This is a genomic window from Flectobacillus major DSM 103 (genome assembly GCF_000427405.1).
In the GTDB taxonomy this organism is placed as follows: Bacteria; Bacteroidota; Bacteroidia; order Cytophagales; family Spirosomataceae; genus Flectobacillus; species Flectobacillus major.
In genome coordinates this window covers 3,834,864-3,846,998 of sequence record NZ_KE386491.1, presented here as the reverse complement: position 1 = coordinate 3,846,998, position 12,135 = coordinate 3,834,864, and the positions used below count along the sequence as shown (strand labels likewise).

Genomic DNA, 12,135 nt, shown 5'->3' with positions numbered 1-12,135 from the left:
ATCATCCAAAAAATGAGCAGTACATACGGCAAATTATTCAAAATCAGTACGTTTGGTGAGTCCCACGGGTTGGCAGTTGGGGTTGTAGTAGATGGCTGCCCAGCAGGAATTCCTTTTGATGCTGAATTTATTCAAAGTGAGTTGGACCGCAGAAAGCCTGGTCAGTCAAGAATTACTACACAACGACGAGAAGCCGACGAGTTTCAGGTAATGTCGGGCGTATTTGAAGGTAAAACTACAGGTACACCTATTGCTATGTTAGTATGGAACGGCGACCAGCGTTCAAAGGATTACTCGCATATTGCTCAGCAGTTTAGACCCTCTCATGCTGATTATACTTACCAAGCCAAATATGGTGTACGTGATTATCGTGGCGGTGGGCGTAGCTCTGCCCGTGAAACGGTGGCACGTGTTGCAGCTGGTGCTTTAGCCAAATTGATTCTGAAAAATATTGGTGTAGATATAAAAGCGTATGTATCGCAGGTAGGTAAAATCAAATTAGAGCAACCTTATCAACACCTCAATTTGGCACTTGCCGAGGAAAATGCAGTACGTTGTCCTGAACCAGTATTGGCTCAGCAGATGTTTGATTATATCGACGAAACTCGCAAAAAAGGTGATTCCATTGGTGGGGTTGTTGACTGTGTTATTACTGGTACTCCTGTAGGATTGGGCGAGCCTGTATTTGACAAACTCCATGCCGAATTAGGAAAAGCCATGTTGAGCATCAATGCTGTAAAAGGTTTTGAATATGGCAGTGGTTTTGCGGGTGTAGAAATGTTTGGCTCGGAACACAACGATGAGTTTTATATTGAAAACGGCCACATAAAAACCAAAACTAACCATTCAGGTGGTATTCAGGGAGGAATTGCTAATGGAGCTGATATTTACTTCCGAACAGCATTCAAGCCTGTAGCTACTATTATGCAAGACCAAGAAAGTATAGATGCCAATGGCGATACCGTTATTGTGTCGGGTAAAGGCCGCCACGACCCTTGTGTTGTGCCTCGTGCTGTGCCTATTGTAGAAGCAATGGCAGCCTTGGTTTTGGTAGATTTTTACTTGAGAAACAGAGCCTCCCAAGGCTTGGCTTTTGAACAAGAAGAAAAACTTGAATTTTAATGCGTAAAGGTCGCTCAACATTTTCCGATGAATATTTTATGCAATTGGCTTTACAACAAGCTGAAATAGCATTGGAAAAAGGCGAAATACCCGTAGGGGCTATTGTGGTTTGTCAAGAACAAATTATTGCAAAAGCCTATAATCAAACCGAGCTACTGCAAGATGTAACAGCTCATGCCGAAATGCTGGCACTTACAGCAGCAGCTAATTTTTTGGGAGCCAAATACCTAAAAGAATGTACCCTTTATGTTACCCTCGAACCCTGTGTGATGTGTGGTGGTGCTTTATTTTGGTCGCAAATTGGTAAAGTAGTGATTGGGGCATTAGACGACAAACGAGGGTGTTCTAAAATACATCCCAGTATTTACCATCCTAAAACCAAAATTATTACAGGCGTTTTACAAGAACCCTGTGAAGTTATGTTGAAGCAGTTTTTTAAAAAGCTACGTAACTAGTTACTAAATAGGCTTTATAGGAACTTATCCACGATTTTGTTCGTTTTTTTAAATGTGTAGTATTCAACACTATTTTGAAATTAAGGTAAAAAATAGCTTTCGATGAGTATATTTTAACCTTTTTAAAAATTTTCAATTGCGAACCTTATGTTATTTGTTTGTAACAGAAGGTCAAAATCATATTAAACTCAATTAACTTAATTAACTCAAAAAATGGCATTCGTATTAGACCCTCTACCATACGCAAATAATGCGTTGGAACCTCATTTCGATGCGTTGACAATGGAAATCCACCATGACCGTCATCATAACGCTTATGTAACCAATTTGAACGCAGCCGTTGCTGGAACAGAATTGGAAGGTAAAACTCTGGAAGAGCTTTTGGCAACAATTAGCACGCTTTCGCCAGCAGTTCGCAACAACGGTGGAGGTCATTTCAACCATAACCTATTCTGGAATATCCTTTCTCCAAATGGAGGTGGTGCTCCTGTAGGTACTTTAGCCGAAGCTATCAATGCTAAGTTTGGTACTTTTGAAGATTTCAAAGCTGAATTCAAAAAGGCAGCTATCGGTCGTTTTGGCTCTGGTTGGGCATGGTTAGTAGCTCAGGCAGATGGTTCAGTAGCAATTTCTTCTACACCAAATCAAGACAACCCATTGATGGACGTTGCTGATGTAAAAGGCTTTCCTGTGATTGGTCTTGATGTTTGGGAGCACGCTTACTACTTAAAGTTCCAAAACAAGCGTCCAGATTATATTGATGCTTTCTGGAATGTAATTGACTGGAATATCGCTGAAGCAAGATACCAATCTGCTAAAGCCTAGATAATCAAAAGTTTAGGCAATATTTTGATTATTTTTACAAAAAAAAACCTCAAAATATTGCCTAATACTGAATAAATACCTAATTTTGCATCACCAAAAAACGGAGAGTGTAGCTCAGTTGGTTAGAGCATCGGTTTGTGGTACCGAGGGTCGTGGGTTCGAGCCCCATCATTCTCCCCAAAGAGGTTACTTTTGTAACCTCTTTTTTTTGCCCTTCTAATACCACTTATCCATTCCTTCTGTGGGTTTCCAGCTTGATTTTGGCTCAAAATGTTCCCATACTGTTTTTGAGATAGCCCTCAAAAACACATAGCCTTCATTAGTTCTTTCCCATGATTCATCTTTTTGATTTTTGGTAATCACTGCCACCACATAATCGCCTGAAGGAGCATTTACAAGCAGTACTTCCGAACGAGATTGATTAACAGCTCCTTGCTTAGAAGCCACTTGTACCGTTGGAGGAATTTGACTTAAAGCTTCTCCATCCCAGTATATTCTAATTAGGTTTCGATAAATACGCTCACTAGCTGCTGGACTAATCACTTTCCCTTCTCTGATTTTTACGAATAACTCTGCCATCTCTCTTGGTGTGGTTTGTCCCCAACCATATTTTTTACGAGCAGGCTCACGTCCTTGAGTTCGTGAATTGACACGAGTATCTTTAAAACCATTGCTATCTAGCCACTCGTTGATACCTGTACCGGTTGCCATAGCCTGACACCATAAACTGGCTGTATTATCGGATGTCGTAATCATAAGCATAGCGACTTTAGCTAAAGCTATTTTTTCACCATCTTTAAATGACCCCAAAATATCGTCACCAGCATACAAAAGCGAATCCCGAAAGGTCAAAACAGCGTGATAATCTAATAGCCCTTGTTCTATTTTGTTGAACAAACCAATGGTAATAGGAACTTTAATCATACTGGCTGTTGGGAAAATAGAATCGGGCTGAATGCTTGCCATTTTATTTTTTTTAAGATGCCTCACATATATCCCAACATCGCCATGAAAGCCTTTTACTAGGTTTTGTAGTTTGGTTTCCAATACCTTATCAATTTTCGTACTATTGGGTGTAAGCTGAGCCCAGATATTTGCTTGAAATAAAATGAACAGAATGCTTATTGCAAATGTTTTCTTCATAGTTTTATTATTGTGATAAAATGTATATTTACAATATATCAAATGATTGGCAAACCATTATCTCTTCCTTGTTCTAAATGCAATATATTTTTATATTTCTTGCTTTTTTATGCGGTGCAGTTTTCCCGACCCAAGCAGCCTTCAATGGTAAAATGTCAACAATAGTTGGACATCCTATTCTGGCAGCGATTCTCTCTTTTTTTACAGGCTTTATTGCCTTAGTTATTTATGCTATTATAGCACAAATTCCGATGAATCAGTTTACAGCATTTAGAACAGCCCCGTGGTATGTTTGGTTGGCTGGTATTTTAGGAGCATTTTATGTAAGTACTATTATTGTACTCATGCCAAGGCTAGGGGTGGCACTCACCTTTGGCTTGGTGATTGCTGGACAAATGACTGTTTCTATGCTAATGGATCATTTTGGACTTTTCAACCTTCCTATTCGTGAAATATCGGCAGGAAGGCTTATAGGGGCGTTTTTTCTATTATTAGGCGTAATTTTAATTCGTAAATTCTAATGTCAAAAATGAAATATTGTCCACAATGTGGAAAGGAGCTTGTCTTAAAGCTAAAAGATGACCGAGAACGATTAGCCTGTAACGATGACCTTAGCTGTGGTTTTGTACATTGGAACAACCCTATACCTGTTGTTGCGGCTATCGTAGAACATGAAGGTGACATTATTTTGGCACGAAATGCCGCTTGGCCTACCACTTGGTATGCTCTTATTACTGGTTTTTTAGAATCAGGCGAAACACCTGAAGAGGGTATTTTAAGAGAAGTAAAGGAAGAATTGAATTTGGACGGCGAAATCGTAGAATTGGTAGGGTTATACGAGTTTCACAGAATGAATCAGTTACTTATTACCTATCATGTTAGAGCAACGGGAATAATTCAATTAAGCGAAGAATTAGTAGATTATCAACGCAAAAAACCTGAAGAAATCAAACCTTGGCCAGCAGGAACAGGCAGGGCTGTTCAAGACTGGCAGGCTCGTCGTGGTATTTTTAATGAAATGGTTGATTTTACACGATAGACTTTCGCCAATCGGTATATCCCTTTATAGCCAATACCAATAGTAATACATATAAAAGGCTTGTGCCGTGCAGGCCTTTAAAAAAATACATACCTACATAACCAACATTAGCTACAATCCACAAAATCCAGTTATCGATATACTTTTTGGCCATCATCCACTGTGCTATCAAGCTAATAGCCGTAAGCGAAGAATCGATATAAGGCAAGCTAGCATCGGTGTATTTGCCATGCAAGTAACCCGAAAGGCCCGTAAAGGCCAACCAAACTAACAAACAAACACTTATGAGCTTTTGAGGCATTCTACTTACAGGCAATTCTGTTTTTTGATTTCCTCCAAAAAGCCACTGATACCAGCCATAAATACTCAATAGAATAAATACAATCTGCAACTCCATATCGGAATAGAGCTGGAATTTCCAATAAATAACACCATAAATAGTAGAGCTAATAATAGCCCAAAACCAACCCCAAATATTTTGTTGGGTATTGAGCCAAACACATATTAGGGTAGTTACTACACCGAGGTTTTCTAACCAATTAGCAAACAGGTAATCAATCATAATCAATAGAGGTTTGTATCGCGTCGGATTTAGTTAGTGCTGGCCTTTAGCATACTTATAACTTAGGACTGTCTTTTCTCAGATGAGGAGGTTTATTAAAATACTGACAAAGGTGCGTCAGCTTACATTCTTCGCATTTGGGAGAACGAGCAATACAAACGTACCTTCCATGTAAAATCAGCCAATGGTGTGCCACAGGCACTAATGATTCTGGGATATTTTTGACTAATTCTTTTTCTACAGCCAAAGGTGTTGTGGCCGTTTTGGCTACCAGCCCAATTCTATGAGAAACCCTAAATACGTGTGTGTCTACAGCCATAGCAGGCTGATTATAAATAACCGAGACGATGACATTAGCTGTTTTTCTACCTACTCCAGGTAGCGTTTGAAGCTCCTCAATGGTGCTAGGAACTTCCGAATTGAAGTTATCGACTAGCTTTTGCCCCAATCCAATCAAATGCTTTGCTTTATTGTTGGGATATGAAATAGAGCGGATATAATGAAAAACTTCCTCAAATTCGGCACGTGCCAACGACTCAGGCGTTGGAAAGCGGTCAAATAGGGCCGGAGTTACCATATTTACCCGTTTGTCGGTACACTGAGCCGACAATACTACCGCCACCAGTAACTCAAAGGGTGTAGTATAGTGCAGTTCCGTTTCTGCAACAGGAAAATTATGAGTAAAATAGTCTATTAATAAACGGTAACGTTCTTTTTTGAGCATAACTTATAGGTTGACATACGATGCCAATAATATTAGGAGCTCAAAAATAAGGAGAAAATTACTTAAAATATTTTTTTGGCAGCGTAATCGCTATTTTCCATCAAAATATATTATCATATTGGTAAGCAGAAAGACAAATAATTCTAGTCCCAATCGGTATGACTGGGAAAACAAAAAACATCACTTTACTGCCCCTATCGGTTAAGCAATAAAATGATGTTTTGACTGACTATTATTTTTACTCTTTGAGTACGACAGAATATTATCGGTACATCTTGAGGAAGGTTCACTGTAGCTATTGTCCATACCGATTTTTACATCGAGCATATCAAGATAGAACTCCAGCATTTCGGTGTCGTGCACCAATGCATCTTGAATCAGAAGATTCTCTTCTTCCGTTGTTTCCTCGTAGACGTAACGGATAACGTCATTCTGCGTAAAGGTTTGTATCATAACTTGGAGAATGTTTGCTCATCATTTTGCGTAGATTTATCAACGCATAACGCATTCTCCCCAATGCCGTATTGATGCTAACACCTGTGGCGTCGGCAATCTCTTGAAAACTCATATCTTCGTAATGACGCATCACCAGCACTTCTCTTTGCGAGTCAGGAAGACGTTTAATCAAGTCTCTTAGATGGTTGTGAGTTTCATTACGAATTTGCAAATCTTGAACAGAGTCTTCTGCAAAGTCTAATGTATTAAACACACTGCTGCCATCTTCGAATACGATATTAGGATAGCGTTTTTCGCGACGGAAATAATCAATCGCCATGTTATGGGCAATTCTTAGCACCCATGGCAAAAATTTACCTTCATCATTATACTTGCCAGAACGCAAAACGTCTACAGCTTTGATAAATGTGTCTTGCAACAAATCCTCAGCCACGAATGTGTCTTTAACAATTAAATAAATGGTTGTATAAACTTTTGATTTGTATCTGCGAACAAGAGTCTCGAATGCATGTTCGTCACCGTTTTGAATATAGCGTGATACAAGCTCACTGTCGTTAACATGGATTTTTTCCATCTTGATAAATCTATTTGGTTAACGTAAAGCTTTATATCATATTGTTTCTCCTATATTGTTTTTTTAAGTGACTACTCGAAGTTTTTTGATTGGTTGTTTCAAAGATAGCTGATGTTACATTAAATCCAAAAAAATTGCTATCATTTTTAACATCTGTTAACAAATATTAACAGCCTTTTCTTCGTTCTAATAGTTTGTACCTACTGTATTTAGTAGTTGTTTCAAAATAAATACTCAGTATCTACGAGCAATACAAAATTTAGGATTGCCTACTATCTTTCTGTTTTAAAATTAAGCAAATAGTTTGCCAAATTCAACTCTTTACTTGTTGATTGATTAAATGGTAGGGGATTTCGGATAAAAAAATAGAGCTTGATAAAATATTACCAAGCTCTATTTTTTTATATATTGAAAATTTCAGATGTCGGGTATTTGCTTTTGGCTTTATTCCACTTCTTTTTATGAAGAGCTAGGCTATTTTACCCATTTTCTGAAATCAGAAATTTAAAATCTAATATGTACTATCAGTATATAATAGTTATCTACGTCTTCTACTTTTAGAAACTTTAATATTTCTAACTCGTTCTTCTAGTTCAGCAATAACCTTGGCAGAATTGACCTTATTCGATTCGTATGTTTCGTTCAATGAACGGTACGATGCCTGAATTTTGTTGTAGTCGTCCAATAAGCGATTATACTTGATTGTCAATGTTTCAAAGGTATCTTTACTATCTTCTTGACATTTCATATAGTCCTCATTTTTTTTCTTGAATTGGCTTTCAAGACTAAAACGGAAGCTACTTAATTCGGCGTTTTCTTGGCGTTCTTTCAATACTTGACTTTCAAGCCTGCGAATTTGGTCTTGATATTCAGCAACTTTTTTGTTGTCGGTACAACTAGACAAAAGGGCGGTTACTAAAGCTACTAGTAGAGTTAGATTTTTTTTCATGGGTTTGTGGGGGTTATAGGTCAACTTCTTGGAACTCAAAAACATGTCAAAAAGTTGTATATATGAATAACTAGCCGTTATAATTGATTATTACTCAGACACTAGACCTTAATAGCAAACTTACTTGGATTTTTTGAATGTTTAAAATTAATAATAAACTTTTTTTTGGAAAAACCCTTGATACACGAAATTTCTTATTTAGTTTTGTATTAAAATCTACATACCTGATAGAGTATGTTACTTAAATAGGTTATTGGTTTTAATTAGACCATTTGCACCTTAGATGTTTTGTGCCAAATGGCTCTATTTTAAACGTTAAAATAAATTAGCAATGCAAAGTTTCAGAACTGAACTCGAAAATCCACTTGTTGAAAAAGACATTCTTGATTTAGCTCGTAAAATTGAACTATTCAGAGAAGGAAAAATTCATGAAGAAAAATTCCGTAGCCTCCGTTTAGCTCGTGGGGTGTACGGTCAACGTCAGCAAGGCGTACAAATGGTACGTATTAAATTGCCTTATGGCAAGATGACTTTTAAGCAGTGGAAACGCATTGCTGATATTTCTGACGAATATTCTATTGGTAATTTACACTTGACTACTCGTCAGGACGTACAAATCCACTTCGTTTCGCTAGAACGTACTCCTGAGCTTTGGGCTAAATTAGAGCAAGACGATATTACTTTGCGTGAGGCTTGTGGCAATACAGTACGTAATGTAACAGCTTCTACAACTGCGGGTATTGATCCAAACGAACCTTTTGATGTTACTCCGTACGCCGATGCGATTTTCCGCTATTTCCTTCGCAATCCAATTTGTCAGGAAATGGGGCGTAAAATCAAAATAGCAGTTTCTAACTCGGAAGAGGATACTGCTTTGGCTTATATGCACGACTTTGGTTTGATTCCGAAAGTTGTTGATGGACAAAGGGGGTTCAAAGTAGTTGTAGGTGGTGGATTGGGTGCTCAACCTATGCTAGCTCAGGTAGCTTTTGAGTTTTTGGCTACCGACCAAGTGATTCCTTATATTGAAGCAGCTCTTCGAGTGTTTGACCGTCATGGCGAACGTAATTCAAGACATAAGGCTCGTTTAAAATTTTTGCTTCAAAAAATAGGCTTTGATACATTCACTGAATTAGTAAATGTAGAAAGAAAGGCTTTGAAGAATACAACCTTCGAGGTGGCTACTGATGGGTTCAGCGAAACCGAAATAGAAGGGTATTTGCCAACCTTGACAGCCAGTACGCCTACTCCAACAACAGCTGAGTACCAAACTTGGTTAGCTACCAACGCCTTTGCTCAAAAGCAAGCTGGATACTTTGGGGTATATGTACGTATTTTGAATGGAAATATTAGCTCAACTACTTCTCGTTCTTTGATCGAACAATTAGAAGGATATATTGCCAATGATATTAGAGTAAGTATCAACCAAGGTTTGATGCTCAAATTTGTACCTGAAGCAAATTTACCTTTTGTTTATGAAGTACTAAAGGCTCATGAACTGGCTTCGCCTGGTGCTAATTCTATTGCTAATATTACGGCTTGTCCAGGTACAGATACTTGTAATTTGGCGATTTCGGATAGTACTAATATTACCTCGAAATTAGAAGCTGTTATTACCGAGGATTTCCCTGATTTGATTCATAATAACGATATTAAAATCAAAATTTCGGGCTGTATGAACTCTTGTGGACAGCACGGAATGGCTAATATAGGTTTCCATGGTTCGTCATTGAAAGCCGCCAATAAACGTGTCCTTCCTGCATTGCAAGTATTGCTTGGTGGTGGTACTGTGGGCAATGGTATAGGCCGAGTAGCTGACAAAGTTATCAAAGTGCCTTCAAAACGTGGACCAGAAGTTTTACGTGTATTGTTAAACAATTACGAAGAAAACGCACTCGAAGGTGAATATTTTAATGCTTATTATGACCGTCAGGGCGAAAAATATTTCTATAATTTGTTGAAACCAGTAGCTGATTTGACAACTCTAAAAGATGATGACTTTATCGACTGGGGTGCTTCAGAGCAATTTGCTACAGAAATTGGTGTAGGTGAATGTGCTGGCGTAATGATTGACTTAGTAGCAACATTGCTGTTTGAGTCGGAAGAAAAATTTGCTTGGACAGAAACAGCCTTCAACGAAAACCGTATTGCAGATGCCATTTATCATGCTTATAGTGTTTTTGTAAGTGCTGCCAAAGCATTATTATTAGACAAAAGCGTAAGTGTTTCGACACAAAATGCTGTAATTGAGAAGTTTGACGAGCATTTTGTAGCAAAAGGAGAAATCTCAACGGGCGATAAGACTTTCAAAGAGTTAGTCTTGCAAATCAACCAAAACGAACCTTCTTTTGAGTTTGCTCAATCTTATATTGCTGAAGCAAAAGCATTTTTAGCATTGGCAAAAGCTTATCGTGAACAAACGATTGAGGCATAATTTCAATCTAGTGACAAAGGGTGTAAAGGGTCAATGTTTTGAACATTGGCTAATACACCCTTTTTTATTTAATTCGTGAAATGATAAATTTAGAAAATTTCCATACACTAGAGCCTAAACCTCGCCTTACTGTGGTAGGGGCTGGCCCTGGCGACCCCGATTTGATTACTGTAAAAGCCATCAAAGCTCTGAAGTCGGCCGATGTGGTATTATATGATGCTTTGATTGCCAACGAATTATTGGATTATTGTAGTAACAGTTGTGAGAACATATATGTAGGCAAACGCCCAGGCGAAAGTCATTCGCAGGATGCTATCAATTTTATGATTGTTGAAAAAGCCTATATGTATGGTCATGTAGTACGTCTTAAAGGGGGCGACCCTTTTATATTTGGGCGTGGTATGGAGGAAATCGAATATGCTAAGCAATTTGGCTTAGAAACAGCCTATGTACCTGGCATTTCATCTTCTATTGCTGCAGCTGGCTATGCGGGTATTCCGATGACAACCCGTGGCGTTAGCGAAAGCTTTTGGGTTATTACAGGAACAAAATCTGATGGTTCACTTTCCAACGATCTACGCTTGGCATTACAAACATCTGCTACGGTTGTCATTTTGATGGGAATGAACAAACTTGAACAAATTGCTACCATCTGTTCTGAGCTAGAGCGAGAAGAGTTGCCCGTTGCCATTATTCAGCATGGAACAACCACTCATCAAAAAGTTGGCGTTGGCATTGCAAAAAATATTAAATTAGTTGCCGAACGAAATAATCTTGCCAATCCTGCCGTTATCGTTTTGGGTGAAGTGGTAAAATACGTTTCAGTCGATGAATTACAGAACTTTTTTTCAAACGAAGCATAATGCCTTCTGGCATATTCTATCATATAGATAAAATCAACACTGATTTTATACAAAAGAGTATTAGTGGTTAGGTATTTAAAAAAGCTCAATAGTTGCTACTGTGAGCTTTTTTTGTGTATTACCCACAAAAGTTATCCACAATTTTCGCTCACCGTGGATAACTCTGGCACAACTATAATTTGGCTAAAATACCCAATACCAAACTTGCTGAATTATAGGCTGCTATTTTTTCAAAATTAGGCATATCCTGATGTGCTTGTCCATTGGCATTATCGCTAATACTTCTCAATACCAAGCAAGGTACTTGCATCTGCCAACATACCTGAGCCACAGCTGCTCCTTCCATTTCTATAGCATCAGCTTTTATTTTATTGCGTAATTCGTCTACTTTTGGCTTAGAATTAACAAATACATCGCCTGTTGCTATAATACCTGTCATAACTTTGGGCATCCGATTATTTTTGCCTACAGCCTGATATGGGCAACTAACAAATACTTTTTGAGCCAATTGCAATAGCATTGTATCGGCAGGAATATAAATCGGATTGGGAATAAGCGTGGCTGGATTTCGGGTTGGACGCAAAGTAATACCTTCGGCTTGGAGATGTCCAAAGTCGTGATGAACACATGATTGAGCAATAACAATATCGCCCGGGGATAGGTCTTGATGAACACCTCCCGCAATGCCCGTAAACAATAATTGCTTGGGCTGCCAGTGGGTCATCAATAAAGTAGTGGTCATGGCTGCATTTACCTTTCCAACACCTGTCAAAGCTAATACTACGGGCATTCCTCTCAATTCTCCCGTTAAGAAACGAACGCCTTTAATACGATGTTCTTGTCTATTCTTCAAGGAATCTTCAAGCAACTGAATTTCAGCATTAAAAGCCCCTACAATAGCTGTAAGTGGTTTTTGAGCCATAACAGCATGGCTAATACATAGAACCAAAAGTAGCCCTACTAGTTTTTGGGTAATCATTTGCATAATA

Annotated in this window: 13 protein-coding genes and 1 tRNA gene; 8 read left to right on the top strand and 6 right to left on the bottom strand. The window is 38.4% G+C overall.

Translation table 11 applies throughout. The features are described 5' to 3' along the window. Positions 1 to 12: 12 nt before the first annotated feature. The 4 genes from aroC to FLEMA_RS0138210 all read left to right on the top strand — a co-directional run bounded on the left by aroC (position 13) and on the right by FLEMA_RS0138210 (position 2,582). Positions 13 to 1,122, top strand: a complete 1,110-nt coding sequence (aroC, locus tag FLEMA_RS71695) for a chorismate synthase (RefSeq protein WP_044172592.1) — start codon at positions 13 to 15, stop codon at positions 1,120 to 1,122. Next, a complete protein-coding gene (locus tag FLEMA_RS0138225; protein WP_026996634.1) occupies positions 1,122 to 1,577 on the top strand; it encodes a nucleoside deaminase in 456 nt (151 codons plus the stop codon). The genes aroC and FLEMA_RS0138225 overlap by 1 nt, the downstream gene beginning before the upstream one ends. Positions 1,578 to 1,790: 213 nt before the next feature. Next, positions 1,791 to 2,402, top strand: a complete 612-nt coding sequence (locus FLEMA_RS0138215; protein WP_026997913.1) for a superoxide dismutase — start codon at positions 1,791 to 1,793, stop codon at positions 2,400 to 2,402. Between the two features lie 103 nt (positions 2,403 to 2,505). Then, positions 2,506 to 2,582, top strand: a tRNA-His gene (locus tag FLEMA_RS0138210). Between the two features lie 36 nt (positions 2,583 to 2,618). Here the strand turns inward: FLEMA_RS0138210 and FLEMA_RS71690 are convergent. Next, the gene (locus FLEMA_RS71690) at positions 2,619 to 3,545 is read right to left on the bottom strand and encodes a serine hydrolase (RefSeq protein ID WP_044172588.1); all 927 of its coding nucleotides are present in this window, start codon (positions 3,543 to 3,545) and stop codon (positions 2,619 to 2,621) included. Between the two features lie 77 nt (positions 3,546 to 3,622). Between FLEMA_RS71690 and FLEMA_RS0138185 the strand changes: the two genes are divergently transcribed. Next, positions 3,623 to 4,066 (top strand): DMT family transporter, encoded by a 444-nt coding sequence (locus tag FLEMA_RS0138185; protein WP_026997912.1) that lies wholly within the window; start codon positions 3,623 to 3,625, stop codon positions 4,064 to 4,066. Further along, positions 4,066 to 4,584, top strand: a complete 519-nt coding sequence (locus FLEMA_RS0138180) for an NUDIX hydrolase (protein ID WP_026997911.1) — start codon at positions 4,066 to 4,068, stop codon at positions 4,582 to 4,584. Before FLEMA_RS0138185 ends, FLEMA_RS0138180 begins: the two co-directional genes overlap by 1 nt. Here the strand turns inward: FLEMA_RS0138180 and pnuC are convergent. From pnuC to FLEMA_RS71670, 4 genes are all read right to left on the bottom strand, one after another. Next, complete coding sequence (gene pnuC / locus FLEMA_RS71685) at positions 4,574 to 5,146, bottom strand: nicotinamide riboside transporter PnuC (protein WP_044172585.1); 573 nt, start codon at positions 5,144 to 5,146, stop codon at positions 4,574 to 4,576. The two genes, FLEMA_RS0138180 and pnuC, sit on opposite strands and share 11 nt — an antisense overlap. A 55-nt stretch (positions 5,147 to 5,201) precedes the next feature. Further along, on the bottom strand, positions 5,202 to 5,870 hold the full coding sequence (nth, locus tag FLEMA_RS71680) for an endonuclease III (protein WP_044172583.1): 669 nt from the start codon (positions 5,868 to 5,870) through the stop codon (positions 5,202 to 5,204). 427 nt (positions 5,871 to 6,297) lie between these two features. Beyond that, complete coding sequence (locus FLEMA_RS71675; RefSeq protein WP_044172581.1) at positions 6,298 to 6,900, bottom strand: RNA polymerase sigma factor; 603 nt, start codon at positions 6,898 to 6,900, stop codon at positions 6,298 to 6,300. Positions 6,901 to 7,438: 538 nt separating this feature from the next. After that, entirely contained in the window at positions 7,439 to 7,849 is a 411-nt protein-coding gene (locus FLEMA_RS71670; RefSeq protein ID WP_144080134.1) for a hypothetical protein, read from the bottom strand. Between the two features lie 331 nt (positions 7,850 to 8,180). Here FLEMA_RS71670 and FLEMA_RS0138070 point away from each other — a divergent pair, with 331 nt between their 5' ends. Beyond that, on the top strand, positions 8,181 to 10,283 hold the full coding sequence (locus FLEMA_RS0138070; protein WP_026996631.1) for a nitrite/sulfite reductase: 2,103 nt from the start codon (positions 8,181 to 8,183) through the stop codon (positions 10,281 to 10,283). A gap of 80 nt (positions 10,284 to 10,363) precedes the next feature. Continuing rightward, a complete protein-coding gene (gene cobA / locus FLEMA_RS0138060) occupies positions 10,364 to 11,146 on the top strand; it encodes a uroporphyrinogen-III C-methyltransferase (protein ID WP_044172575.1) in 783 nt (260 codons plus the stop codon). A 172-nt stretch (positions 11,147 to 11,318) separates the two neighbouring features. On the opposite strand, the gene FLEMA_RS71665 is transcribed toward cobA, so the two are convergent. Next, positions 11,319 to 12,125, bottom strand: coding sequence for a 5'-methylthioadenosine/adenosylhomocysteine nucleosidase (locus FLEMA_RS71665; protein ID WP_081681429.1), 807 nt, complete (start codon positions 12,123 to 12,125; stop codon positions 11,319 to 11,321). Positions 12,126 to 12,135 lie beyond the last annotated feature (10 nt).